Consider the following 25,554-nt stretch of genomic DNA (forward strand, 5'->3'; position numbering starts at 1 on the left):
GTTCATCGCAACAGGTCCGCAGGTTGGCTCTTCTTCAGGATGCCCATCGACAGCAGGCCCGACACCATGGCGATGGCGATCAGCCCGCCGCCCACCACGATCAGCAGCGGCAGGGGCAGGGCGATGATGACGGCCTTGGACAGGGCGAACAGCGACAGCAGCCAGGTCAGGCCTATGGCGGCGGCCACGCCGACCAGGCCGACCCAGAAGCTCAGCTCCATGACGATGCGGCGCAGGGAGCCCATGCCGACGCCCAGGGCGCGCAGCGAGGCGAACTCCTTGATGTTGGCCATGATGGCGCCGCGCAGGGTCTGCCAGGTGATGGCCACGCCGATGATGATGCCCAGCACCACGCAGCCGCCGATGATGATGACCAGGATGCCTTCCTCGAACATGGCGCTGGAGTTGGCGTCGGCCAGGGCCTGACGCGTCCAGGCCTTCCACTGGCCGTTGCCCATGGCGTTCAGTTGCGCGACGACGACGTCCGCCTTGGCCGGATCACGCAGCTTGATCATCAGGGGGCCGACGCGGGGGCCGGTGTCGGCCTGGCCGAGCATCCGTAGCGTGTCGCGCGACATCACGATGGTCGGCTGCATCATGTTGGGGTAGCCGCGGGTGATGGCGGCGACGGTGACGGTCTGGCCGTTGTAGAGGGCCTTGTCGCCCAGCTTGACGCCCAGCGGCCTGAGCGCCGTTTCGTCGATCGCCACCGCATAGGGACGGCGCAGCGCCTCGACCAGGTCGGCGGAATAGTCGGTGGGAATGGTCACGGCGCCGGGAATGGTGTCGATGATCCGGGTCGCCACGAATTGCTGACGCGGCGCGCCCTGTTTGGCGCGATCCGCCTGGGACAGGGTGGGGTCGACGTTCTTGACCGACTGGAAGGTGCCGCCCGCGCCGTCCAGCGGTTGAACCTCGATGACTTCGGGGTGGTTGTAGACTTGCGGGATGAACCGGCGCGGCACGCCCGACGGCCCGTTCATGATGCTCTTGGCCCCGGGCTGCAGCACGAAGACATCGGCGCGCGAGCGTTCGATCTGGGCGGTGAAGCCCTTGCCGATGCCGATGAAGACCCCGGTCATCGCCAGCACGAGCAGGCCCGAGAGGGCCAGCGCCATGACGGCGGCCATATAGCGTCGCCACTCGAAGAGCAGCGTGGATAGCGCGAGTGACATGACGCGTCTCAAACCCCTGACTTGCAGTGTTATCTGACCGCGCTGCGGGCTGCGGCCAAGTTAAATCGGGGTAAGGCTGCGGCTTCCCCTCGCTCGACAGCGGGACTATGGGGATTTGAGGCCCGTCCATCGGCGGCGCTGGTTGCATAATAACAGACGCGAGGCGCCGGGCCTTGCGCGCCGGGAGAGCCATATGTCGCTTCGCCGCACCTTTTCCTTCACCGCCTCGCTGGCCGCCCTGGGCCTCGCCGCCGCCGTGATCAGCGCGCCCGCCACGCCCGCCCGCGCCGACGAAGGCATGTGGACGTTCGACAACTTCCCCATCCAGACGGTGAACGACAAATACGGCACGCGCATCGACCAGGCCTGGCTGGACGGCGTGCGCAACGCCGCCGTGCGCCTGCAGGGTTGCTCGGCCTCGTTCGTTTCGGGCGAAGGCCTGATCCTGACCAACCACCACTGCGTCATCTCCTGCGTGCAGGACCTGTCCACGGCCCAGAACGACTACGTCAAGAACGGCTGGATGCCGGCCACGCGCGAGGAAGAGAAGAAATGCCCCGGCCAGACGGCCGAGGTCCTGACCGGCATCACCGACGTGACCGAGCGCGTGCTCGGCGCTGGCGCAGGGCTCGAAGGCGCGGCCTTCGTCCAGGCCCGCTCGGCCGAGATCGACAAGATCCAGAAGGAGGCCTGCGGCGACGACCGCAAGCTGACCTGCCAGGTCATCAGCTTCTATCGCGGCGGCAAGTACGCCCTCTATCAGTTCCGCAAGTATGAAGACGTGCGTCTGGTCTTCGCCCCGGAGTTCCAGGCGGCCTTCTTCGGCGGCGACCCCGACAACTTCAACTTCCCCCGCTACGCCCTCGATTCCGCCTTCCTGCGCGCCTACGAGGACGGCAAGCCGGTCGTCACGCCGAACCACCTCAAGTGGAACCCGAACGCGCCCAAGGAAGGCGAAGTCACCTTCGTCGCCGGCAACCCCGGCTCGACCTCGCGCCTGTTGACCATGAGCCAGCTGGAGCGCCTGCGCGACCAGCAGATCCCCGTCACCCTGATCCAGGGATCGGAACTGCGCGGCCGTCTGGTCGAATACTCGACGCAGGGCGAGGAAGAAAAGCGCGTCGCCCTGGACCCGATCTTCGGTCTCGAGAACAGCTTCAAGGTCTATTACGGCCAGGAAGGCGCCCTGACCGATCCGGCCTTCATGGGCAAGAAGCGCCAGGAAGAAGCCGAACTGCGTCAGCGCGTCGCCGCCGACCCGGCCCTGGCTCAGCGCATCGGCGATCCGTGGACGGATCTGGAAAAGGTCCAGGACACAGCCCGCGACCTCTACCTGCCCTACCGCCAGCTGGAAGGTAACGCCGGCGGCGGTTCGACCCTGTACTCCTACGCCCGCGCCATCGTCCGCGCCTCCAAGGAACGCGCCAAGCCGGTCGCCGAGCGCCGCGCCGGCTACGCCGACAGCGACATCGCCGCCCTGGGCCGCCGCCTGGCCTCGGAAGCGCCGATCGCCAAGGGCGTCGAGGAGATCCAGCTGTCCTTCTGGCTGTCCAAGACCCGCGAATACCTGACCGTCGACAACGCCGAGGTGAAGGCGATGCTGGGCCGCGAGAACCCCGAGGGCATCGCCGCCAAACTGGTCGAGACCAGGCTGATCGACCCGGCCTTCCGCGCCCAGGCCCTGGCCATGACGCCGGAACAGCTGGCCTCGTCGGGCGACCCGATGATCGCCTTCGTCCTGGCCAATGACGATGCGGCCCAGGCCGTCCGCACCCAGTGGGACGCGGGCGTCAACGCCCCGACCGCCCGCGCCGCCGAAAAGGTCGCCCAGGCCCGCTTCGCCGTCTATGGCGACAACCTGTATCCCGACGCCACCTTCTCGCTGCGTCTGTCCTACGGTGCGGTCAAGGGCTGGACCTATCGCGGCGTGACCGTGCCGGCCTTCACCCAGATCGGCGGCCTGTACGAACGCGCCACGGGCGCCGAGCCGTTCAACGCGGCCCAGCGCTTCCTCGACGCCGAGAGCCGCGTCAACAAGGCGACGGTCTATGACTTCGTCTCGACCAACGACATCATCGGCGGCAACTCGGGCTCGCCGGTGATCAACGCCAAGGGCGAAGTGATCGGCGCCGCCTTCGACGGCAACATCCACTCGCTGGGCGGCTCGTTCGGCTACGACGGCGAACTGAACCGCACGGTTTCGGTCTCGACCGCCGCCGTCACCGAGGCCCTGCGCAACGTCTACAACCAGCCGCGCCTCCTGCGCGAACTGGGCGTGACGCGCTAACTGCGGCGCTCAAGCAGCCGCAGGCGTTAGCGCAAAAAGAATGACCCTTCTCCCCTTGTGGGAGAAGGTGTCATGCGCAGCATGACGGATGAGGGGTGTCGGCGGCGCGGTCTGATTTTCAGGCTCGCCGCCGGCCCCCCTTTTTCATAACCTCGCGCCGACACCCCTTATCCGAGCGCCTTCGGCGCGCACCTTCTCCCTCAAGGGGAGAAGGAACTACGCCCCCGTCTGACGCACCGGCCTGCTAGGTTCCTTCCAGCCGATTTCAGACTATTCAGACGAATTGGACTCTGTTTTTCCTCGCCAGAGTCTGAACCAGGAGTTTTCCATGCGTCACATGCTCTTCGCCTCGGCCGCCGTCCTGGCCTTCGCCGCCGCTTCGTCCGTCGCGTCCTCGGCCCGGGCCGAGGAGGGGATGTGGACCTACGACAACTTCCCCATCGCCCGCGCCAATGCGACGCTGGGGACCTCGATCGATCAGGCCTGGCTCGACAAGGTCCGCCTGTCGTCGGTCAAGTTCGGCGGCTGCTCGGCGGGCGTCATCTCCGGCCAGGGGCTGGTGATGACCAACAACCACTGCGTCGCCACCTGCGTCGCCAACCTGTCCACCCCCCAGCAGCAGTACGGCGAGACCGGCTTCACGCCGAAAAGCCGCGAGGAAGAGCTGAAATGCCCCGGCGCCTCGGCTGAAATCCTGACCGAGATCGTCGACGTCACCGAACGCCTGCACAAGGCGGGTCAGGGCCTGGACGGCCAGGCCTTCACCCAGGCCCGCGAGGCAGAGGCCGGCCGTATCGAGACCGAGGCTTGCGGCAATGATCCCAAGATCCGCTGCCAGGTCGTCAGCCTGTATCGCGGCGGCCAGTTCAAGCTCTACAAGTACCGCAAATACTCCGACGTGCGCCTGGCCTGGGCGCCGGAAGACCGCGCCGCGACCTTCGGCGGCGACCTCGACAACTTCTCCTTCCCGCGCTTCGCCATCGATGCGGCCTTCATCCGCCTCTATGAGGACGGCAAGCCGGTCGCCACGCCGATCCACTTCACCTGGAACCCGAACAAGCCGACCGAGGGCGAGCCCGTCTTCATCACCGGCAACCCCGGCGCGACCCAGCGCCTGCTGACCCAGTCGCAGTTGATGACCATCCGCGACGTGGTCCTGCCGATGGACCAGTTGATCGCCTCCGAACTGCGCGGTCGCCTGATCCGCTATTCCGAGGAAGGCGCCGATCAGGCCTTCATCGCCATGGATCCCATCGTCGGCGTCGAGAACACCTACAAGCGCGGCCTGGGCCGGATGCGCGCCCTGACCGACGCCGCCTTCATGGCGACCAAGGCCGAGGCCGAAGCCGACTTCCGCGCCCGCGCGGCTGGCGGCGCGACGGACCCCTGGGCCACGCTGGACGGCGTTCAGCCCCTGGCCCGCGAGCTCTATGCGCCGATGGCCCTGCTTGAGGGCGGCACGGGCATGGGCACCACCTCGGTGGCGGGCGGTTCGTCGCTGTTCCAATGGGCGCGGGCCATCGTGCGCGGCGCTCAGGAACGCGCCAAGCCGTCGGATCAGCGTCTGTCCGAGTACGCCGACAGCCGCCTGCCGGGCGTGCAGTCCGGCCTGTTCGCCGAGCGTCCGACCTATGCGGCGCTGGAGCAGATCCGTCTGGAATGGTGGCTGTCCAAGACCCGCGAATGGCTGACCGTCGACAGCCCCTATGTCCGCACCCTGCTGGGCAAGGAAAGCCCCGAGGCTCTGTCGGCCCGCCTGATTGAAGGCACCAAGCTGGCCGATCCCGCCGTGCGCCGCGCCCTGTGGGAGGGCGGTCTGCCCGCCGTTCAGGCCTCGACCGACCCGCTGATCCGCTACGTCCTGGCCATCGACGCCGACGCCCGCGCCATCCGCGCCGACTGGGACAACAAGGTCAAGGCGCCGACCGACCGCGCCTCGGAAGACCTGTCCGCCGCGCGTTTCGCCGCCTATGGCGACGCCGTCTATCCTGACGCTACGGGGACGCTCCGCCTGACCTATGGCCGGGTCGAAGGCACGGACGTTCCGGGCCAACGCATCGGCGCCTTCACCACCTTCGCCGGCCTGTGGGACCGCGCCACCGGCGCCGAGCCGTTCAACGTCGCGCCCAAGCTGCTGGCCGCCAAGGATCGCATCGATCCGAACACGGTGATGGACATGGCCGTCTCGTCCGACACCATCGGCGGCTCGTCGGGCTCGCCTGCGGTGAACGCCAAGGGCGAGATCATCGGCGCCAATTTCGACTCCACCGTCCTGACCCAGCGCAACGCCTACGGCTATGACCGCAACGTCAACCGCAGCGTCATCGTCACCACCCAGGCCGTGACCACAGCCCTGCGCGACGTCTACGGCATGGATCACCTGGTGCAGGAACTGGGCGTGGCCGCGCCCAAGGCCGCTCAACGCCGGACGCGTCGTTGAGCGCCCCGACTTTCCGGCCCGCCACGTCTTCGGACGTGGCGGCGCTGCACCGCCTGATCGAAAGCGCCTATCGCGGCGACGCTGCCCGGGCGGGCTGGACCCACGAGGCCGACCTGCTGGGCGGCCAGCGCACCGATGAAGCCGAGCTTCTCGACATCCTCGCCGACGCCAGCCGGGCCATCCTGCTGGCCGAGGTCGAGGGCGTCCTGACCGGCTGCGTCCAGGTGGCGGATCAGGGGCAGGGCCTGGCCTATCTCGGCCTGCTGACCGTCGATCCGACCCGCCAAGCCGGCGGCCTCGGCCGTCGCCTAATCGAGGCCGCCGAAGCCGAGGCCGTCGCCCGTTTCGGCGCGACGCGCATGGAGATGACCGTCATCCGCCAGCGGTCAGAACTGATCGCCTGGTACGAGCGCCGCGGCTACGCCCTGACCGGCGAGACCCGCCCCTTCCCCCTGGACGACGAGCGCTTCGGCCTGCCGCAGACGCGGGATCTGGCGTTCGTGGTCATGGAAAAGGCGCTCAAATAAAACCCTCTCCCGGCGGGAGAGGGCTTGAGCCTCGGAGAGCCGAAGGCGATCCGTCTAGGCGAAAGGGTGAGGGGCTGCGGTTTCAGTCGGCGCGAGCCGTGGCACAGACGGCTTACGCCGACGGCTAGGGACGACCCTCATCCGGCCCTTCGGGCCACCTTCTCCCATCGGGAGAAGGGACCGAGAAAGGTTCGGTCAGGCGTCGCGCATCTGCTTCTGGGCGGCGCTGAAATACTGCCAGCCGGTCCACAGGGTGATGAGGGCCGCCAGCCAGATCAGGGTGTCCGAGAAGAGCTGGAAGGCCGGCAGGTAGTCGAACGGCAGGCCCCAGCCGTCCCAGTTGCGGGCGAACAGCTGGCAACCCAGGGCGATCATCTGCAGCGTCGTCTTCCACTTGGCGGCCAGGGTGACGGGCAGGTTGATGCGCCCGGCCATGGCTTCGCGCAGGGCGGAAACGGCGAACTCGCGGAACAGGATCAGGCCGCAGGGGATGATGATCTGCTGCACCGACCCGCTCGTCAGCACGCCCAGGATGGCGCCCGTGACCAGGATCTTGTCGGCGATGGGGTCCAGAATGGCGCCCCAGCGCGTCTCGGCGTGCCAGCGCCGCGCCAGATAGCCGTCGACCCAGTCCGTGGAGGCGGCGATGACGAAGATCCAGAAGCCGGTCCGGTACATGGCGAACTGGTCGTCAGGGCTCAGCCACGCCGACAGGAAGGGAAAGCCGCTGGTGGCCCCGGCCAGCAGCAGGAACATGACCACGCCCGCCGCCAGCCGCGCGCTGGTCAGGATGTTCGGGATCGGGTTGGCTTTGTGAGCAGTCATCATCTCGTCCATTGCAACGCCTGACGGTGTGCCATGGTTCGCCGTCAGAGGCGAGGGTGGGGGCGAGGGCGGCTCAGTCCAGCCGTTCGAACCGCTTCGCGCCCGTCAGCCTGGACAGGATGCCGTCGGCGATGCCGAAATGCAGGCCGCTGAGCGCCAGCTCGCCCGCCGCCTCGCGCTCGGCGATCCAGGGGAAGGTGCGCAGGTTGTCGAGCGACAGGCGCACGACAGTCTCCTCGGCCACGCGCTCGACCTGATCGGCGGGGAAGTCCTCGACCACGCGGCGCACGGTCGGGGCGGCCTGCTCGACCCAGGGAGCGACAAAGTCCTGACAGTTGGCGGGCGAGCCGTTGAGCATGGCGTTCACGCCGCCGCAGTAGGCGTGGCCCATGACGACGATGCGCTTGACCTGAAGCACGTTGACGCCGAACTCCAGCGCCGCCGAGACGCCGTGCAGCTTGCCGTCCGGCTGATAGGGTGGGACCAGGTTGGCGACGTTGCGCACCACGAACAGTTCGCCCGGCGCGGTGTCGAAGATCAGGGCCGGATCGGCGCGGCTGTCGGAACAGGCCACGACCAGGGTGTGCGGCTTCTGGCCGTGGACCAGGGCTTCATATTCGGCGTGTTCCGTCGGCCAGCGGTTCTGGCGGAAGCGGTGATAGCCTTGGGTCAGTTCGTCGCGGGGATCGGTCATGGCGGCCTTCCTAGACCCGGTTCAGCTTTTGCGGAAGAAGGCGTGGATGCGTTCGGCCAGGGCCTGATTGACGCCGTCGACCTTGATCAGATCGGCGACCCCGGCGCGCGACACGCCCTTGGCTGAACCAAAGGCGTGCAGCAGGGCCTTCTTGCGGGCCGGGCCGATGCCCTCGATCTCGTCCAGCGGGTTCTTCTTGATGTCCATCGAGCGGCGCTGGGCGTGGGCGCCGTTGGCGAAGCGGTGCGCCTCGTCGCGCAGCCGCTGGATGTAATAGAGGGCCGGCGACTTCAGCGGCAGCATGAAGGGCGGCTTGCCGGGCATGAAGAAATGCTCCTTGCCCGCGTCCCGATCCGGCCCCTTGGCCACGCCGACGGCGATTATGTCGTCCACGCCCAGATCAGCCAGCACCGCCAGCACCTCGGCCAACTGCCCCGCGCCGCCGTCGATCAGCAGCAGGTCGGGGCGCTCGACCGTCTCGCCGGCCTCCTCGTCCTTGACCATCTTGCCGAAGCGGCGACGCATGACCTCGCGCATCATGCCGTAGTCGTCGCCGGGGGTCAGGTCTTCGCCGCGGATGTTGAACTTGCGGTACTGGTTCTTGCGGAAACCCTCGGGTCCCGCGACCACCATGCCGCCGACGGCGTTCGTGCCCGAGATGTGGGCGTTGTCGTAGATCTCGATCCGCTCGGGCCGGGCGTCCAGGCCGAAGACCTCGCAAACCTCGTCGAGGATTTTCGACGTGGCCGAGTTCTCGGCCAGCTTGCGGCCCAGGGCCTCGCGGGCGTTGGTCAGGGCGTGGTCGAGGACGCTCTGCTTGTCGCCGCGCCGGGGCTGAAGGATCTCGACCTTGCGTTCGGCCTTCAGGGTGAAGGCCTCCTGCAGCAGTTCGATCTCGTGCGGGCGGATATTGGTCAGGATCTGACGCGGGACCGGCTTGTCCTCATAGAACTGGGCCAGGAAGGCGCCCAGGATCACGGGGTCGCTGTCCGTGCGGTCCACGCGCGGGAAATAGGCTCGCCCGCCCCAGTTCTGGCCGGCGCGATAGAAGAAGACCTGAACGCAGGCCTGCCCGCCCTCGGCGTGAAGCGCAAAGACGTCGGCCTCGCCCACGTTCTCGGCCGCGACCGAATGCTCCATCGAAATGGCGGTCAGGGCGCGGATGCGGTCGCGCAGGCGGGCGGCCTGTTCGAACTCCATCTCGTCGGACGCCGCCTGCATGTCGCCGGACAGGCGGGCGATGACGGCGCGCGACTTGCCGCGCAGGAACTGTTCCGCCTCGCTGACCAGTTCGGCGTAGTCCTCCAGGCTGATCAGGCCGGTGCAGGGGGCCGAGCAGCGCTTGATCTGATGCAGCATGCAGGGCCGGGTGCGCGTCTCGAAGACGCTGTCCGAACAGGAGCGCAGGAGAAACGCTTTCTGCAGGGTGTTCAGCGTGTGGTTGACCGCCCAGGTCGAGGCGAAGGGCCCGAAATAGTCGCCGGGAATGGTGTGGGCGCCGCGATGCTTGCGGACCTGCGGCGCGCGATGGTCGCGGCGGATCATCAGCTCGGCGAAGGACTTGTCGTCCTTGAGCAGGACGTTGAAGCGCGGCTTCAGCCGCTTGATGTAGCCGGCTTCGAGGATCAGGGCCTCGGTCTCGGTGGCCGTGACCACCAGTTGCATCGACCGGGTCAGCGATACCATCAGGCCGATGCGCTGGGTGTGGAACCGCCCCTGCGCATACTGGACGATGCGCTTCTTCAGCGACTTGGCCTTGCCGACATAGAGGCAGGCGCCGTCCTCGCCGTACATGCGATAGACGCCGGGCTTGTCCGGCGCGCGACGCGCCTCGTCCGCGATCAGGGCGGCGGCCTGAAGCGGCAGGGCTTCGCCCAGAGTGTCGGTCGTCTCCTCGGTCATCGGGCGGGATATAGGCTCACGACCGGCGAACCAGAACCACGCCGCCGATCACCAGGGCGACCCCGGCGATCCGGCCCAGGCTCAGCGGCTGTTTCGCAACGCCCAGGGCGCCGAAATGGTCGACCACCAGACTGAGCGCCAACTGTCCCGCGACCATCAGGGTGATGGTCGTGGCCACGCCGAGGCGCGGCACGCCCCAGGCGGCGGAAATGACGAAGGCGCAGCCGTACAGCCCGCCCATCCAGGCCCACCACGGCAGGGCCTTCATCGCGCCGACGTCGGGCCGGGTCTGCATCGCCAGGGCCAGGCAGCCCAGCGCCACCGTGCCAACCGCGAAGGAGATGAAGGCTGCGTTCAGCGGCGACCCGACCGCTGTGACCAGCTTGGCGTTGGTCGGACCCTGCAGGGCCGTGGCGGCGCCCGCCAGGAGCATGGTCAGAAAGACAAGGATCGGAATCTGCATGCTGCGGCTCTACCAGTTCGGATCTGAGGACGCGCCGCCGAAGATCTCGGCCAGCCGGTCGCGGCTGCCGCGATGGGTGTCGGCGGGCAGGGCCTCGGGAGGAAACCAGCCGATCTCGGCGATCTCGCCGTGGCTGGTGCGTTCGGTCAGCTCGAAGCTCTCGATGCGGAAGACGAGGACGTGGTCGCCGGGAAAGAAGCGTTCATTGGAGTGGACCGAGATCAGGCGCGGTTCGCCGCGTGCGATCAGTCCGGCCTCTTCGCGCAGTTCGCGGATCACTGCGGCGTGGGTGGTCTCGCCCCGGTCCACCCCGCCGCCCGGCAGCCACCAGCCGTGCAGATAGGTGTGCTTGACCAGCAGCACCCGACCCTCGTCGTCCACCGCCACGCCGCGCACGCCCAGGGTCATGCCCCGGTTCATCCGCGACCAGGCGAAGAAGAGCGGACGGGTGAAGGGCTCGATTCGCGTGCGCCAGGTGGTCATGCGCCGACGATAGGCCGGGCGACAGCGGCTTGAACAGTCGCGTCTGTGCCTCTATTCGGACCTTTGAACAGGAGCCTTCCCATGCTGGCCATCGCCATCATCTTCGTCTTCATCGCCGTCATCGCCGCCGTGAACTTCTACGAGTTCGGTTCGGTTGACTGAAACCGCGCCCGACAGCGGGATGGGCGCGGGCGGGTTCGACTGGCGCACCGCCGGGGACCATGTCCGCGTCCTTCTGTCGGACGTGGCGGTCGATGTGCGCATCGGCCTGCACCCGTGGGAGCGGCACCCTGAGCGCCCCACGCGGTTGATCGTCAATGTCGAGATGTTCGCCCGCTGGCCTTTGCCGGACGGGGGTTTCATCGACTACGACCGGGTGCGCGACCATGTGGCCGGATGGCGCGGGCGCGATCATGTCGAGCTGTTGGAAACCCTGGTCGAGGACCTGATCGGCGTCTGTCTGGACCTGCCGCCGGTCGAGGCCTGCCGGGTGCGGATCGTCAAGCCCGACATCTTCCCCGAAGCCGCCGGCGCGGGCGTGGAAATCTTCCGCCGCAGGTCGAACTGAGTGAGCAACGCCGCCGACAGGGTGGTGCTGATCACCGGCGCGGCGCGACGCGTGGGCGCCGGACTGGCGCGGGCGCTGGCCGAGGCGGGTTGGCACGTGGCCGTCCACCATCGCGGCGGGGCGGATGACGCCGCCGCCCTCGTGGACGAACTGACCGCCAAGGGCGTGCGCGCCGCGGCCTTTCAGGCGGACCTGAACGAGGCGGCGGACCGCGACGGCCTGATCGGTCGGGTGATCGGCCACTTCGGGCGGATCGACGCCCTGATCAACAACGCCTCCCTGTTTCGTTACGATACCTTGCCGACCCTGACCGAGGCGTCGTGGGCGGCGCATCTGGCGTCCAACCTGACCGCCCCGGTCTTCCTGATCCGCGACTTCGCCGCCGCCGTTGAGGCTCAGGGAGGCGAGGGCGTGGTGGTCAATATCCTGGATCACAAGGTCGACAGTCCGAACCCGGACTTCTTCGCCTATACGGCCGGCAAGGTCGGTCTGGCGGGGCTGACGCGGACACTGGCCATGGGCCTGGCCCCCCGCATCCGGCTGTGCGGCGTCTCGCCCGGCCTGATCCTGCGCAGCGGCGAGCAGACCGAGGCCGAGTACGAAGCGGCATGGCGCGATACCCCGCTGGGGCGCGGCGCGTCGCTGGAGGATGTGGCCCGCACCGTGCGCTTCATCCTCGAGACGCCCAGCCTGACGGGGCAGAACCTGACCATCGACGGGGGCGAGAGCCTGATCGGCCGGGGGCGCGACGTCGCCTTTGACGGAATTCCTCTTCCCTGAGGCTGGCCCTGACGCCGTTCTTGGACGCGCCTTTACATCGCCGTCGTCAGGGTGTTGATGCGCGAACCTTTCGCGGCGCCTATATGGAGCGCCCGCGTTTTCGGAACCCTTGCCCCTGATGCCTGCCGTCCAGTTCACCCGCCGCTTCTCGATGGCGCATCGGCTGATCGCCGATGCGGGGTCGAAGTGCGCCGTGCCGCACGGGCACAATGAGTTCGTCAAGGTGACGCTGGAGCCGACGGCCGAGATCGCCTTCGGGGTCTCGAACCACGCCGCCTCGTTCGAGCAGTTGAAGCGGCGCTGGCACGGCTTCGTCGACCGCAGCCTGGACCACGCCTTCCAGCTGAACCGCACCGACCCGCTGCTGGCCTGGTTCCAGGCGCACGAGCCGCAGCGGCTGAACCAGGTCCTGACCGTCGACGGCGACCCGACGACCGAGGCCCTGGTTATCGCCCTGTGGCGCAAGCTGGAAGCCATCCTCGCCGCTGAGGGCCTGCCCTTTCGACTGGCCGAACTGGCCATCGAGGAGACGCCGACCAACACCGTCCTGACGCGGGGCCTGACCGAGGCCGAGCGGGCGTGGAAGCTGGGCGACTGGTGCGATCGGGCCGATTTCAGCATCAACGACATCCTGCCGCCGGAGACTTGGTCGTGAGCGCCGTCATCGCCCCCCTGCCGTCGTCCGAGCCGCGCCGTCTGGGCCTGACCGTGCTGGTGCGCGGTCTGGAGGTTCAGGCCGCCATCGGGGTTCACGCCCATGAGCACGGCCGGTTGCAGCCCCTGACGGTCGACGTCGATCTGGACTTGGGGGCCGGGCCGATCAATCGCTTGTCCGATACGCTGGATTACGAGGGCGTGGCCCGGATCGCGCGGGAACTGGCTGGGGGGGAGCATATCGCCCTGGTCGAGACCTTCGCCGAACGGGTGGCCCTGGCCTGTCTCGAGGACGGGCGCGTCCTGGCGGTCAAGGTGCGGGTCGAAAAGCCCGGCGCCATTCCCGGCGCGGCGGCGGCGGGCTGCGAAGTCGCATACTCCCGCTAACGACCGGCGCCCGCTAAGTTCGGTTGCGCGGGGCCGCGCGTCCCGCCATTGTTGCGCCTTGCAAGAGGTTTCGATGATCCAGTCCCGCGATGACATCAGCAACGGCGCGGGGGCGTCGGACGACCTGGCGGGGCTTTACGCCGGATACGCCCTGATCCTGTTCACCGTGCCGACCTTCGGCGTGGCGGCGATGATCGGCCTGCTGCGGCTCTGGCGCCAGGCGCCGCCCGGCGATCCCCTGGCGCGCAGCCATTTCATCTTCCAGCAGCGGACGCTGATGGCGGCGGTGGCCTCGATCATCGCCGGGGTCCTGCTGATCGCCATCAATGTCGGCGTCTTCGTGCTGTTCGTCATGGCGGTGTGGACCATCGTGCGCGGCGCCATTGGGCTGAAGGACCTGCTGGAAGGCCGGCCGATCCGCCATCCCCACCGCCTCTTCTACTGAAAGGCCTGCGCCCATGACCGACCCGAACGGAACCTCGGTTCAGCCCGTCGCGGGGCGCGACGGCGCGATCGTGGCGTGGATCCTCTATATTCTGTCGATCCCCAGCGCCAACGTGCTGGTGCTGGTCGGGCTGGGGCTGGCCTATATCAATCGCGGCGCGGCGACGGGGCTGGCGGCCCAGCACGTCGAGGCGCAGATCAAGCTGTTCTGGTCTGTCTTCTGGATCAGCGCGGCGCTGTGGGTGCTGATCGCCATCAGCGCCGTGGCCTCGGCCTTCCTGATCGGCATTCCTTTCCTGATCCTGTTCGGTTGCCTGCTGGTGCTGGTGTCGATCTGGTTCACGGTGAAGAGCGTTCTGGGGCTGCTGGCCCTGCTGAACGACCGGCCGGCTTAGGCCCATGACCGAGTTCAAGGACCACGCCGCCGCCCGTCGCTTCCATCAGGACTTTCCTGACGCCGACGGCGAGACCCGTCGCGTCTGGGCCGAATATGTCGCGCGCGGCAAGACGCGGGTCATCCTGCACGTCGAGGCGGCGCCGGCGCTGCGCGGCACGGGCGCGGCGTCGACCTTCATGCAGTCCCTGGCCGAGCACGCGCGGGCCGAGGGGCTGAAGCTGGAGCCGATCTGCAGCTATGCAGTCGTGTGGCTGAAGCGGCATCCGGAATATTCCGACGTCGTCGGCTGACCGACCCGCTGACGGCGGCGTCAGGCGGTACCGGCTCTCCGCTGACGCTTCGGCCGGGATGACGGCGAAGGAAAGGGCGCTTCGCGCGCTCAAGCAGCGAGCGACCGCGTCGCGAGCGATAGCGCCCTAAGAATTATGGATGGCTCTTGGCGATGATGGCCTTCATGGTTTCGGCCTTGGCGGGCAGGTCCATGACCAGACGGTGGGCCAGTTCGCGGGCGCCGACGGGGTAGGCCTCGCCGCCCTCGGCGATGTCCTTGGCCATCTCGGAGGCTTTCAGCAGCACCTCCTCCAGCGCCTCGACCTGTTCGAGGGCCAGGGCGCGCGCCTCAGCCTGCAGGCGTTTGACGCGTTCAGCGGTGGTCTCTGGCGCACGCATCAGGTCATAGACCTCGGCCTCGGGGGAGGAGACGATCCGCAGGTTGGGACGGTCGTCGGATTCTGGATTGTTCGATTTCGACATGATGCACCCTTCGACACGACAATGCCGCAATTTCTGCGCCGTTCCCCATATTCATATGAGGGGGGCGTGGTTTCCTGCCCCTGTGGCGCCCAAGCCTCAGGCGTTGGGGTTGAGGGGCGGTTCGGGCGGCGCCTGCTTCTGGCGCTCGCTGGCCTCGTGCTTGCGCTGAAAGACGGCGACCAGATGATCGACGCGGGCGAAGAATTCCTTCTCCAGCCGGCGCAGTTCGGCCGGATGCATGTCGGGCTCGTCATCAGGGTGAGGGACGGGTGCGGTGCGCGGCGGTCGGGGAGGGGCCATGTCTGCTCCAATAGCCTTCTCCCCTCGGGGGAGAAGGTGTCAGGCGTCGCCTGACGGATGAGGGGGCGGGCGGCGGCGAACGGACGGTCGGCGTCGAGGGCGCGGAAAGCTCCCCCTCATCCGAGCGCCTCCGGCGCCCACCTTCTCCCCAAGGGGAGAAGGGCGCACGCGTTTCGCCGCCGCGCTTTTCAGCGGGCGGTTGGAGGGCTGGGCGGAGCGCCGGGCCGACGCCCGGAGTGTGATGTGTATTACCGTTTCGACGACGACTGACGCTCCGCGCGGACGGGCTTCCACGAGCTCGGGGCAGGCGCCGCTGTTAGCGGCTACCCCCGGCGCCCGCGGCGGGCAGGGGCCTGCTTGCGACAGGCCTCCTGGAACGGTCCGCGTAACCCCCGCGACCCTGACCGGAACCTCTATGACGGACGGGTCGAACGCCCCGTCGCTAGGTCCCGTCGGCTCCTTGTCTTGATGTGTGGTCTATCGCCCTTGCGGGCTACTTGAGACCACGGGGCGAAGGTTCAGGCGTTCGCCCTTACTCCGTCCGCTGCATCTGTGAACCGCGCGCCAGAACCCGCCGCGACCTGTCCGCTGGGCTCAGCGCCCTTGACCGGAGACCGCGGCGGGCGCCGCGCAGCCCGACAAGGACCCCGCTCCATCCGCTCCCGCCGCCCGCAAGGTCGCAGGCCTCACGAGCCCTCCATGCGACGGAACGAGCGCAGGGTGGCAGGTGGGAGGTAGGGCGAGTTGGAAGGGGATGGCGGAGGGGGAAAGGCGGGAAATCGTGGGGATTGGGACGGTGAGGTTGGCGTGTGTTTCCCTTCTCCCCTTGCGGGAGAAGGTGCCCCGCAGGGGTGGATGAGGGGTTTCTGGACGTTGGATGAAGGCCCGAAGTCGACCCGCCGCGCGACCCCTCATCCGTCGGCCTCCGGCCGCCACCTTCTCCCGCAAGGGGAGAAGGAAGGTTATGGCGTCAGTTTCGCATCCGCCGCCGCGATGATGGCCGCCAGCACCTCGTGCGCCCGGTTCTCGATCTGCTGATTGGGGAACCGCAGCACGCGGAAACCCTGCCCGCGCAGAAAGTCGTCGCGCTCTGCGTCCTCGGCGCGGTCGTCGTGGTGGGGGCCGTCCGCCTCGACGATCAGGCGATGGCGCAGGCAGACGAAGTCGGCCACGTAGCGCCCGATCACGACCTGCCGCCGGAACTTCAGTCCCTCCAGCCGCCGGTCCCGCAGAATGGCCCACAACCGCCGCTCATAGAGGGCGGGCTCGCGGCGCATCGTCTTGGCGCGGGTGTGCAGCCAGTCGTCCATAGGCTGACGCTAGCCAGTTTCAGCGCGAGCGAACAGCGTCCCTTCTCCCCTTGCGGGAGAAGGTGCCCCGAAGGGGCGGATGAGGGGTTTCTGGCGGTCGGAAGAAGGCCGGTCGTCGACAGGCGTCGCGAGACCCCTCATCCGTCGGCCTCCGGCTGCCACCCGTCGTCAGTTCGCGATGCGAGCTTCCTCCACCCGCAAGGGAAGAAGGAAAGCTCCTACCGTCCCTTCCTGAACGCCTCGGCCTTCTCGGCCGCCGCTTCCGCGCGCCAGCGCTTCGGGGCTGACTTGTCGACGTCTTCGCCGGCGCCGGTGAGGGCTTCGTTGGCGAATTCGAGGTCGAGGAGCTTCATCTTCTTGATCTCGTCGCGGAGGCGGGCGGCGTCTTCGAACTCGAGGTTGGCGGCGGCGGTGCGCATGCGGCCCTCCATGTCCTTGAGGGCGGCCTGGAAGTTGGAGCCGACGAAGGGTTTGGAGGCTTCGGCCACGCCGGGGCGGGTCAGGCGGTCCATCTCGCGGGTCTCATAGGGGCTCGCCATGATCTCCTTGATGTCGCGCTTGACGCTTTCGGGCGTGATGCCGTGTTCGAGGTTGTAGGCTTCCTGACGTTCGCGGCGGCGGTTGGTCTCGGCGATGGCGCGTTCCATCGAGCCGGTCATGCGGTCGGCGTAGAGGATGACGCGGCCGTCGACGTTCCGCGCGGCGCGGCCGATGGTCTGGATCAGAGAGGTTTCCGAGCGCAGGAAGCCCTCCTTGTCGGCGTCGAGGATGGCGACCAGGCCGCACTCGGGGATGTCGAGGCCCTCGCGCAGCAGGTTGATGCCGATCAGGACGTCGAAGGCGCCGAGGCGCAGGTCGCGCAGAATCTCGATGCGTTCCAGGGTGTCGACGTCGGAGTGCATGTAGCGGACGCGCACCCCCTGCTCATGCATGTATTCGGTCAGGTCCTCGGCCATCTTCTTGGTCAGGACGGTGACCAGGCTGCGGTAGCCCTGGCGCGCCACGGCCTTGACCTCGTCGATGACGTCGTCGACCTGGTTGCGGGTCTGGCCCGAGACCGGGCGGATCTCGACCGGGGGGTCGATCAGGCCGGTGGGGCGGATGACCTGCTCGACGAAGACGCCGCCGGTGCGCTCCATCTCCCACGGGCCGGGGGTGGCGGAGACGTGGACCGTCTGGGGCCGCATGGCGTCCCACTCGTCGAACTTCAGAGGTCTATTGTCGATGCAGGAGGGCAGGCGGAAGCCGTACTCGGCCAGGGTCGATTTGCGGCGGTAGTCGCCCCGGAACATGCCGTTGATCTGGCCGATGGTGACGTGGCTCTCGTCCACGAACAGCAGGGCGTTGTCGGGGATGTATTCGAAGAAGGTGGGCGGCGGCTCGCCCGGCGCGCGGCCGGTCAGCCAGCGGCTGTAGTTCTCGATGCCGGCGCAGGCGCCGGTGGCCTCCATCATCTCCAGATCGAAGCGCACGCGTTGCTCCAGACGCTGCGCTTCGAGGAGTTTGCCGTTCTCGTTCATCCAGGCGAGCGTCTCCTTCAGCTCGTCCTTGATCCCGGTGATGGCCTGGTTCAGCGACGGGCGCGGGGTGACGTAGTGGCTGGCGGCATAGACGGTGACTTCCTCCAGGTCGGCGGTCTTCTTGCCGGTCAGGGGGTCGAACTCCTGGATCGACTCCAGGTCGTCGCCGAACAGCTGGATGCGCCAGGCGCGGTCCTCCATGTGGACGGGGAAGATCTCCAGCACGTCGCCGCGCTTGCGGAACATGCCGCGCTCGAAGTTGAGGTCGTTGCGCTTGTACTGCAGGGCGATCAGGTCGGCGCGCAGCTTGGCCTCGTCGATCTGGTCGCCGACCTTCAGGGAGAAGGTCATGGCGGTGTAGGTCTCGACCGAGCCGATGCCGTAGATGCAGGAGACCGAGGCGACCACGATGACGTCGTCGCGCTCCAGGATCGCGCGGGTGGCCGAGTGGCGCATCCGGTCGATCTGCTCGTTAATCGACGAGTCCTTCTCGATGTAGGTGTCGGTGCGCGGAACGTAGGCCTCGGGCTGATAGTAGTCGTAGTAGCTGACGAAATACTCGACCGCGTTGTCGGGGAAGAAGCTCTTGAACTCGGAATAGAGCTGGGCGGCGAGGGTCTTGTTCGGGGCGAGGATCAGGGCCGGGCGCTGGGTCTGCTCGATGACCTTGGCCATGGTGAAGGTCTTGCCGGAGCCGGTGACGCCCAGCAGCACCTGATCCCGCTCTCCGGACGCGGCCGTGGCGACCAGTTCCTTGATGGCGGCGGGCTGGTCCCCGGCGGGGGTGTATTTGGTCTCCAGCCGGAAAGGGACGCCCTTCTTCTTGCCTTCGCGCGAGGGGCGGTGCGGGACCCAGTCGCCCGGCGCGGCCGGCGGCTCCTCCGGCGTCAGGCGCGGGCCGACGACCGGCGCGAACATGGGCTCCTTCGCCGCCTTGCCCCTGGCCGCCTTGGCGCGCGGGGCGTCGTGCAGGAAGGGCGCGGCCATCTCCTGAACGCCGTGGTTCGGGCTGGGGTTTTGCCCCGGCACGTGGACGGGCTTGGACGGTTTCGAAGGAGAACGAGCCATGAACGCCAAGGTAGTGCGCGCGGGGGGCTGACGCCATAGGGCGTGGATTGCGGCGCGGCGACGGCGAGGGCCGCGTCTTCGCCGCCGTACGGCTCCAGCTTGGCCATATTCCGGCCGAATGACGCCGCAATGCGGGCCAGATTTGGCTAAATCTAGCCATAAATAGACGAATTGTGGTTCAAAATCGGTTCCTTGGCGTCAAAAATGACGCAGCTTTCCGTCGATCGTCGCTTTTCGGAAAGATATCTGTTGCCCTTGTGTGACGCTTTCCATAGCCGTTAGTGCAACCAAGAAACGTAGAGTCGAACATTGGTATACGAAGCGGCGTTCACGTAACGCCGTATTTGCTGTTCAATATTCACAGGTAAATAGAGGCATATGAGCACTCGTAAAGACTACCTGCTGGGCACGACGATGGTGGCTGGCGCTGCCGCCCTGTCGCTGACCCTGCTCGCTCCGGGAGCCGCGTTCGCTCAGGACGCAACGAATACCGCCCAGGAAACCACTTCCGTCGATGAAATCGTCGTCGTCGGCTCGCGCATTCGCCGCGACAACTTCAACGCCCCGTCGCCGACCCAGGTCGTGACGCGCGAAGAAGCGACGCTGCAAGGCTTCGCCTCGACCACGGAAGCCCTGCAGAGCACCGCCGTCACGGGCGGCACCGCCCAGATCAACAACTCCTACGGCGGCTACGTCACCAACGGCGGCCCCGGCGCCAACACCATCGGTCTGCGCGGCATGGGCCCGAGCCGCACCCTGGTGCTGCTGAACGGCCGTCGCGTTTCGCCCGCCGGTTCGCGCGGTTCGGTCGGCGCAGCCGACCTGAACGTGCTGCCGACCGCCATGATCGACCGCGTCGAAGTCCTGCGCGACGGCGCTTCGTCGGTGTACGGCTCGGACGCCGTGGCCGGCGTGGTCAACATCCAGACCCGCAAGAATTTCGAGGGCCTGACCTTTGAAGCCCAGCGCAACGAGCCGCTGGAAGCCAACGGCGCCGGCGGTTCGAGCCGCTATTCGCTGACGGCCGGCGCCCGTGGCGACCGCTGGCGCGCCGCCGGCTCGATCGAGCGCTACGAGCGCGACGAGCTGACCCTGCGCGACCGTGAGTTCACGCGTTGCCAGACCGACGGCTTCCGCAACAACAAGGACTACATCGACCCGCTGACCGGCCAGTCGAAGTGCTATCCGCTGACCACGACCGGCTCGAACGGCGTGACGATCAACACGATCGGCACCAACTCCCTGGCCGGCGTCGCTGCGGCTGGCGCCACCGGCACCACCTTCAACCGCTGGCGTCCGAACGCAGGCGTCACGACGGGCCTGGTCGGCTTTGAAGGCGTCGGCGGCGGCACCAACAACATCAACGTCCGCGACACCTTCGAAGACCGGATGCTGAACAAGTCGCTGATCTCGCCGGTCGAGATCAACACCATCTACGGTGAAGGCGGCTATCAGCTGAACGCCCTGGGCAACGCCGAAGTCTATGGCGAAGTCCTGTTCAACCAGCGCAAGTCGTCGCAGACCGGCTACAAGCAATTGGCGCTCGACTACGCCAAGGGCAGCCCGCTGATCCCGTCCAGCCTGGCCGGAAGCACCGCCTTCGCCGACCAGGGCCTGAACAAGAAACAGGACGTCGGCGTCCGCGCCTTCATCGGCTTCGGCAACGACCATTCCCAACAGGAAGTGAACTTCAGCCGCTACGTCGCGGGCGTGAAGGGCGACTTCTTCATTCCGGAATGGCGCTATGACGCCTCGCTCAGCTATTCGCGTTCGCGTTCGGAATACACCAGCGAGCAGTTCCTGACGAACCGCCTGATCGAGAGCCTGGACGTCGTCCAGACCGCACCGGGCAAGTTCCAGTGCGCTCAACTGGCCTCGAACCCGGGCTGCGTCGCGGCGCCGGCTCTGAGCACGCAGACCATCGCCGGCGTGCTGCCGAAGGACTGGGTCGACTACGTCTTCCGTCCGGTCAAGGGCATCACCGAGTTCACCGAAACCGTCGCCAGCTTCGGCATCGACGGCCCGCTGTTCGACCTGCCGGCCGGCAAGGTCATGGGCTTCTTCGGCGCCGAGTACCGCAAGTCGGAAATCAACGACGTCCCGGGCCTCGATTCGCAGACGGGCAACACCTACAACTACTCGACCTCGGCCATCACCCGCGGTTCGGACGCGGTGTGGGAAGCCTTCGGTGAAATCGAAGCGCCGCTGCTGCGCGACGCCCCGTTCGCCAAGGAACTGACGCTGAACGGTTCGTTCCGTTACACGGACTACGACTCGTACGGCGACGACACGACCTACAAGATCGGCCTGGTCTATCGTCCGATCGACTGGGTGACGCTGCGCGGCACCTACGGCACCTCGTATCGCGCTCCGGCGCTGTTCGAGCAGTTCGTCGGCGCCACGACCGGCTTCCTGTCGAACACCAACGACCGCTGCAACAACTACGGCGCGCCGGGCGTGAACCCGAACCGCGTCGCCAACTGCACGGCCGAAGGTCTGGCGGGCGACTTCCAGTCGACCACCAGCGTCAAGGTCATCACCGCGGGCGGCGCCGACGCCGGCCTGGCGGCTGAAACCTCGACCAACATGACGATCGGCCTGGTGCTTCAGCCGCCGTTGCCGTCGGGCTGGGGCGATCTGGCCTTCGCCGTCGACTACTACGAGATCGAAGTCGAAAACGGCGTGTCGCGCACCGGCGCAGGCGAAATCCTGACCCGTTGCTACGACTCCAACCCGGGCGATTTCGCCGCCGACACCGGCTTCTGCCGTCTGATCGAACGCGACAAGGCCAACAACGCCCTGACCGTCCACGACAGCTACGTGAACCTGGCCACCGACAACGTGAAGGGCCTCGACTACACCCTGCGTTACCGCAAGGACGTCGGTCCGGGCACCGCGCTGTTCAACCTGGGCGTCACCCAGTACACGGAAGTCTCGAGCAAGCTGTTCGCAGAGGACCCGCTGGAAGACGTCAAGGGCATGGTCAACAACCCGGAATTCACCGGGACGGCTGATGTGTCCTACGCTTGGGACCAATGGCGCGTGCGCTACGGCGTCGAGTGGATCAAGGGCACGGACAGCTACGCCTACTATGAAGAAAACCCGACCACGAGCCAGTACGACCTCGAAGTCGGCGACTACTTCCAGCACAACGCCTCGGTCCAATACCGGGCCGACGGCTGGACGGTCACGGCCGGCGTTCGCAACCTGCTGAACGAAAACCCGCCGGTGATCTCGGCTGGCGTGTACAACCGGGTCGGCAACGCCCCGCTGTACTCGGGCTACGACTACCTGGGCCGCACGGCCTTCGTGAACCTCACGAAGTCCTTCTAAGCCTGACCTGATTTCAGGTTGAGGAGAGGGCGGCGGACTTCGGTTCGCCGCCCTTTCTGCGTTCGGGGCGGATGCAGAAAGCGGCTGGCGCGTTTCGCGGGCGCTGCTAGCGTGGCCGTATGAAAATGGCTCGATCCTTTCTGGCGTCGCTGAGCGCCCAGGTTTTGCTGGCGCTGGCCCTGGGGCTGGCGGCGGGGGCGGCGGCGCAGGCCTGGGGCCTGCCCGGCGGCCACGGCACGGCGGACTTCATCGCCGCCCTGGGCCAGCTTTGGCTGAACGCCCTGAGGATGACGATCATCCCGCTGGTCTTCTCGCTGCTGGTGACGGGGATCGCCTCCATCGCCGACGCGGCGCGGACCGGGCGGCTGGCGCTGAAGGCGATGCTGCTGTTCGGCGTGCTGATCCTGGGCTCCACCCTCTATGCCGTCGCCGCGGCCTATGGGCTGCACGCCCTCTGGCCCATCGACCCCGAGGGCGCGCGTCTGCTGCTGGCCGGGCATCCGGCGGCGCCGGCGGGCATCGGCGCGGCGGCTCCCTTCAGCGAGTTCCTGAAGACCATCGCCCCGTCCAACCCGATCCGGGCGGCGGCCGAGGACGCCATCCTGGGCATCGTGGTCTTCGCCGTCTTCTTCGGCTTCGCGGCTTCGCGCCTGCCCGAGCGGCTGCGCCTGCCGCTGGTCACCTTCTTCGAGGCGGTGGGCGAGACGATGATCGTCATCGTCCGCTGGGTGTTGATGGCGGCGCCGCTGGGGGTTTTCGCCCTGTCGCTGGGCGTGGGCCTGACGGCGGGGGCCAGCGCGGCGGGGGTGCTGCTGCACTATGTGGCGATCATCTCCATCGCCTGCATCGGCGTCGGCCTGCTGTTCTATCCGCTGGCGGTGATCTTCGGGCGGGTGAGCCTGAGCCGCTTCGCGCGGGCGGCGGCCCCGGCGCAGGTCGTGGCCTTCTCGACCCAGTCGTCGCTGGCCAGCCTGCCGGTCATGGTCGAGCGCTCGGTCGACATGCTGGGCGTGCCGCGCGCCACGGCGGGGCTGGTCCTGCCGCTGGCGGTGGCGGTGTTCCGCGTCACCAGCCCGGTCGCCAACCTGGGGGTGGCCATCTATTGCGCCCATCTGTTCGGCATCGAGCCGTCGATGGGCCAACTGGTCGCCGCCATGCTGACGGCCATGCTGATCAGCATCGGCACGGTCGGCCTGCCGGGTCAGGTGAGCTTCTTCGCCTCCATCGCCCCCATCTGCATCGCCATGGGCGTGCCGCTGGAAATGCTGCCCCTGCTGCTGGCGGTCGAGGTCATCCCCGACATCTTCCGCACCCTGGGCAATGTCACCGCCGACATGGCCGTGACGCGGATGGTGCAGGGCGGCGAGGCGGAGCCGGTCGAGTGAACTTCTCCCTCAAGGGGAGAAGGACGAATGCTCAAGCCTCGCAATAACGAGGTTGTCAGACATCGCCCCCGTGACGCGGGGCGCGACGACCGCTAGACCGCCGCCATGAAACCGCCACGTCCGCCCGCTGGATAGAGGCGGACGACCCGGACTGACCCAAGGACGCTGTATGATCCCGCCCGCCGACGCCTCCATGCTGAATCCCATCGCGCTGTTCGCGACCGCCGACTGGGTGGTGAAGACGGTGATGATCGGCCTGGCCGTGGCCTCGGTCTGGTCGTGGACCATCATCATCGACAAGGCGGTGCGCTTCGCCCGCATGAACGCCCGGGCGAGCGAGTTCGAGAAACAGGTCGAGAGCGGCCGCTCGCTGGAAGACGTCGCCGCGCAAGCGGGGGCCCAGCCCGCCGATCCCCTGCCGCGCATGCTGGTGCTGACGCTGCAGGACTGGCGCGAAGCGCGGACGCGCGGGGCCATGACGGACACGCAGGGCAACATGCTGATCGCCCGCATCGACCGGGGGCTGGATTCGGTGATCGCGCGCGAGAGCCAGAAGATCGAGAACGGCCTGGGCGTGTTGTCGGTGGTCGCCACCGCCTCGCCCTTCATCGGCCTGTTCGGCACGGTCTGGGGCATCATGAACGCGTTCGACCGCATCGCGGCGGCGGGCAACACCAATCTGACGACCGTGGCCCCGGCCATCGCCGAGGCCCTGTTCGCCACGGCCATCGGTCTGGCGGCGGCCATCCCGGCCTATATCGCCTTCAACGCCTTCTCGGTGACGGCGGGCAAGTTCACGGGCCGTCTGGAAGCCTTCGCCGACGACCTGCAATCGGCCATCGCCCGTCGTCTGGGCGCGCCCTCGGCCCCGCCGCCGCCGCCGCCGTCTGCCGAGCTGAACCTGCGTCGGAGCGTCTGACCCATGGCCATGGGTGGAGGAGGAGGCGGCTCGGGCGGCGGGCGTGGTCGACGCCGCGCGCGCAAGCGTCCCTTAAGCGAGATCAACGTCACGCCGCTGGTCGACGTCATGCTGGTGCTGCTGATCATCTTCATGATCTCGGCGCCGCTGCTGACCGTCGGCGTGCCGGTGGAGCTGCCCAAGACCGAGGCCAGCGCCGTCGAGACGACCGACAAGCCGATCACGGTCTCGATCGACCAGAACGGCGCCATCTTCATCGGCGAGAGCGAGGTCCGCTGGGAGGCGTTGGCGCTTCGCGTGGCCGAAGAGGGCGGCGACAAGGCGCGCGACAAGGCCGTCTTCATCCGCGCCGACGGCCGCGCGCCCTATCAGGCCGTGGCCCGCGTGATGGCGCGCCTGAGCGCCTCGGGCTTCACCAAGCTGAACCTGATCACCGACACGGCCGCCGACGACGCGGCGGAGGGCTGAGCCCTTGCGTCGTCCGTCACCGGCTATCCTGGGCTCCCTCGCGCTGCACGCCGGCGTGGTGGCGCTCGCCCTGGTGTCGTGGTCGAAACAGGACGAGCCCAAGCCGCTGGTGAACTCGGTGCCGGTGTCGATCGTGTCCGAGATGGTGATCGCCGCCGCCCCGGTCGACAACCCGCAGCCCGAGCCATCGCCCGAGGACGGGGCGACCGCGCCGGTCGAGGTTCCGCCCGCGCCGACGCCGCCTGAACCCAAGCCCACGCCGCCGCCGCCGACCCCGCCCGCGCCCAAGCCGCCGGTTCCGACGCCCCCGGCGCCGCGTCCGCCCGCGCCGACGCCGCCCAAGCCGACCCCTCCGGCCCCCGCGCCGCGCCCGACGCCGACGCCCGCGCCGCCTAAGCCCACGCCGACGCCTGCGCCGCCGCGCCCCGCGCCGACGCCGCCTGAGAAGGCCGCGCCTGCGCCTGCGCCGGCC

The 25,554-nt window shown here is 67.9% G+C and carries 24 protein-coding genes and 1 pseudogene; 15 read left to right on the forward strand and 10 right to left on the reverse strand.

Annotation, left to right across the window (positions count from 1 at the left end; genetic code table 11):
• Positions 1–2 precede the first annotated feature (2 nt).
• Positions 3–1,175 (reverse strand): ABC transporter permease, encoded by a 1,173-nt coding sequence (locus tag AC1DJ5_RS08515; protein ID WP_441454461.1) that lies wholly within the window; start codon positions 1,173–1,175, stop codon positions 3–5.
• A 193-nt stretch (positions 1,176–1,368) separates the two neighbouring features.
• Between AC1DJ5_RS08515 and AC1DJ5_RS08520 the strand changes: the two genes are divergently transcribed.
• The 3 genes from AC1DJ5_RS08520 to AC1DJ5_RS08530 all read left to right on the forward strand — a co-directional run bounded on the left by AC1DJ5_RS08520 (position 1,369) and on the right by AC1DJ5_RS08530 (position 6,429).
• Positions 1,369–3,462: a S46 family peptidase gene (locus AC1DJ5_RS08520; RefSeq protein WP_477020303.1), complete on the forward strand. Its 2,094-nt coding sequence runs from the start codon at positions 1,369–1,371 to the stop codon at positions 3,460–3,462.
• 328 nt (positions 3,463–3,790) lie between these two features.
• On the forward strand, positions 3,791–5,902 hold the full coding sequence (locus tag AC1DJ5_RS08525; protein ID WP_477020304.1) for a S46 family peptidase: 2,112 nt from the start codon (positions 3,791–3,793) through the stop codon (positions 5,900–5,902).
• Entirely contained in the window at positions 5,899–6,429 is a 531-nt protein-coding gene (locus AC1DJ5_RS08530; protein WP_477020305.1) for a GNAT family N-acetyltransferase, read from the forward strand. The genes AC1DJ5_RS08525 and AC1DJ5_RS08530 overlap by 4 nt, the downstream gene beginning before the upstream one ends.
• A 195-nt stretch (positions 6,430–6,624) precedes the next feature.
• On the opposite strand, the gene pgsA is transcribed toward AC1DJ5_RS08530, so the two are convergent.
• From pgsA to AC1DJ5_RS08555, 5 genes are all read right to left on the reverse strand, one after another.
• Positions 6,625–7,257 carry a CDP-diacylglycerol--glycerol-3-phosphate 3-phosphatidyltransferase gene (pgsA, locus tag AC1DJ5_RS08535; protein WP_441454457.1) on the reverse strand — a complete coding sequence of 211 codons (633 nt, stop codon included), beginning with the start codon at positions 7,255–7,257 and terminating at the stop codon, positions 6,625–6,627.
• Positions 7,258–7,327: 70 nt separating this feature from the next.
• Entirely contained in the window at positions 7,328–7,948 is a 621-nt protein-coding gene (locus tag AC1DJ5_RS08540) for a carbonic anhydrase (protein WP_441454456.1), read from the reverse strand.
• A 21-nt stretch (positions 7,949–7,969) separates the two neighbouring features.
• Complete coding sequence (gene uvrC / locus AC1DJ5_RS08545; RefSeq protein WP_477020306.1) at positions 7,970–9,850, reverse strand: excinuclease ABC subunit UvrC; 1,881 nt, start codon at positions 9,848–9,850, stop codon at positions 7,970–7,972.
• Between the two features lie 16 nt (positions 9,851–9,866).
• Positions 9,867–10,313, reverse strand: coding sequence for a DMT family transporter (locus tag AC1DJ5_RS08550; protein ID WP_441454454.1), 447 nt, complete (start codon positions 10,311–10,313; stop codon positions 9,867–9,869).
• Between the two features lie 9 nt (positions 10,314–10,322).
• Complete coding sequence (locus tag AC1DJ5_RS08555; protein WP_441454453.1) at positions 10,323–10,796, reverse strand: NUDIX domain-containing protein; 474 nt, start codon at positions 10,794–10,796, stop codon at positions 10,323–10,325.
• Positions 10,797–10,950: 154 nt separating this feature from the next.
• Between AC1DJ5_RS08555 and AC1DJ5_RS08560 the strand changes: the two genes are divergently transcribed.
• From AC1DJ5_RS08560 to AC1DJ5_RS08590, 7 genes are all read left to right on the forward strand, one after another.
• A complete protein-coding gene (locus AC1DJ5_RS08560; RefSeq protein WP_441454452.1) occupies positions 10,951–11,364 on the forward strand; it encodes a dihydroneopterin aldolase in 414 nt (137 codons plus the stop codon).
• Positions 11,365–12,144, forward strand: a complete 780-nt coding sequence (locus AC1DJ5_RS08565) for an SDR family oxidoreductase (RefSeq protein WP_441454451.1) — start codon at positions 11,365–11,367, stop codon at positions 12,142–12,144.
• Between the two features lie 118 nt (positions 12,145–12,262).
• Entirely contained in the window at positions 12,263–12,799 is a 537-nt protein-coding gene (locus tag AC1DJ5_RS08570) for a 6-pyruvoyl trahydropterin synthase family protein (RefSeq protein ID WP_477020321.1), read from the forward strand.
• Positions 12,796–13,185, forward strand: a complete 390-nt coding sequence (folB, locus tag AC1DJ5_RS08575) for a dihydroneopterin aldolase (RefSeq protein ID WP_441454450.1) — start codon at positions 12,796–12,798, stop codon at positions 13,183–13,185. Before AC1DJ5_RS08570 ends, folB begins: the two co-directional genes overlap by 4 nt.
• A 73-nt stretch (positions 13,186–13,258) precedes the next feature.
• Positions 13,259–13,630 (forward strand): serine/threonine protein kinase, encoded by a 372-nt coding sequence (locus AC1DJ5_RS08580; RefSeq protein ID WP_477020307.1) that lies wholly within the window; start codon positions 13,259–13,261, stop codon positions 13,628–13,630.
• 13 nt (positions 13,631–13,643) lie between these two features.
• Positions 13,644–14,024 carry a hypothetical protein gene (locus AC1DJ5_RS08585; RefSeq protein ID WP_477020308.1) on the forward strand — a complete coding sequence of 127 codons (381 nt, stop codon included), beginning with the start codon at positions 13,644–13,646 and terminating at the stop codon, positions 14,022–14,024.
• A 4-nt stretch (positions 14,025–14,028) separates the two neighbouring features.
• The gene (locus AC1DJ5_RS08590) at positions 14,029–14,316 is read left to right on the forward strand and encodes a GNAT family N-acetyltransferase (RefSeq protein ID WP_441454447.1); all 288 of its coding nucleotides are present in this window, start codon (positions 14,029–14,031) and stop codon (positions 14,314–14,316) included.
• Positions 14,317–14,449: 133 nt separating this feature from the next.
• Here the strand turns inward: AC1DJ5_RS08590 and AC1DJ5_RS08595 are convergent, their stop codons facing one another.
• The 4 genes from AC1DJ5_RS08595 to uvrB all read right to left on the reverse strand — a co-directional run bounded on the left by AC1DJ5_RS08595 (position 14,450) and on the right by uvrB (position 18,827).
• Complete coding sequence (locus AC1DJ5_RS08595) at positions 14,450–14,779, reverse strand: hypothetical protein (RefSeq protein WP_477020309.1); 330 nt, start codon at positions 14,777–14,779, stop codon at positions 14,450–14,452.
• 96 nt (positions 14,780–14,875) lie between these two features.
• The gene (locus AC1DJ5_RS08600; RefSeq protein ID WP_477020310.1) at positions 14,876–15,079 is read right to left on the reverse strand and encodes a hypothetical protein; all 204 of its coding nucleotides are present in this window, start codon (positions 15,077–15,079) and stop codon (positions 14,876–14,878) included.
• A gap of 962 nt (positions 15,080–16,041) precedes the next feature.
• Positions 16,042–16,389: an endonuclease domain-containing protein gene (locus AC1DJ5_RS08605; RefSeq protein WP_477020311.1), complete on the reverse strand. Its 348-nt coding sequence runs from the start codon at positions 16,387–16,389 to the stop codon at positions 16,042–16,044.
• 218 nt (positions 16,390–16,607) lie between these two features.
• Positions 16,608–18,827 carry an excinuclease ABC subunit UvrB gene (gene uvrB, locus AC1DJ5_RS08610; protein WP_477020322.1) on the reverse strand — a complete coding sequence of 740 codons (2,220 nt, stop codon included), beginning with the start codon at positions 18,825–18,827 and terminating at the stop codon, positions 16,608–16,610.
• Positions 18,828–19,355: 528 nt separating this feature from the next.
• Between uvrB and AC1DJ5_RS08615 the strand changes: the two genes are divergently transcribed.
• The 5 genes and pseudogenes from AC1DJ5_RS08615 to AC1DJ5_RS08635 form a co-directional block, all read left to right on the forward strand.
• Complete coding sequence (locus tag AC1DJ5_RS08615; RefSeq protein ID WP_477020312.1) at positions 19,356–22,310, forward strand: TonB-dependent receptor plug domain-containing protein; 2,955 nt, start codon at positions 19,356–19,358, stop codon at positions 22,308–22,310.
• 125 nt (positions 22,311–22,435) lie between these two features.
• A complete protein-coding gene (locus AC1DJ5_RS08620) occupies positions 22,436–23,695 on the forward strand; it encodes a dicarboxylate/amino acid:cation symporter (protein ID WP_477020313.1) in 1,260 nt (419 codons plus the stop codon).
• A gap of 169 nt (positions 23,696–23,864) precedes the next feature.
• A complete protein-coding gene (tolQ, locus tag AC1DJ5_RS08625; RefSeq protein ID WP_477020314.1) occupies positions 23,865–24,614 on the forward strand; it encodes a protein TolQ in 750 nt (249 codons plus the stop codon).
• Positions 24,615–24,617: 3 nt separating this feature from the next.
• Positions 24,618–25,082 (forward strand): ExbD/TolR family protein, encoded by a 465-nt coding sequence (locus AC1DJ5_RS08630; RefSeq protein WP_477020315.1) that lies wholly within the window; start codon positions 24,618–24,620, stop codon positions 25,080–25,082.
• 4 nt (positions 25,083–25,086) lie between these two features.
• A pseudogene (locus AC1DJ5_RS08635) lies at positions 25,087–25,554 on the forward strand (energy transducer TonB); the annotation flags it as partial.

The organism is Brevundimonas sp. 01N35 (assembly GCF_056399785.1).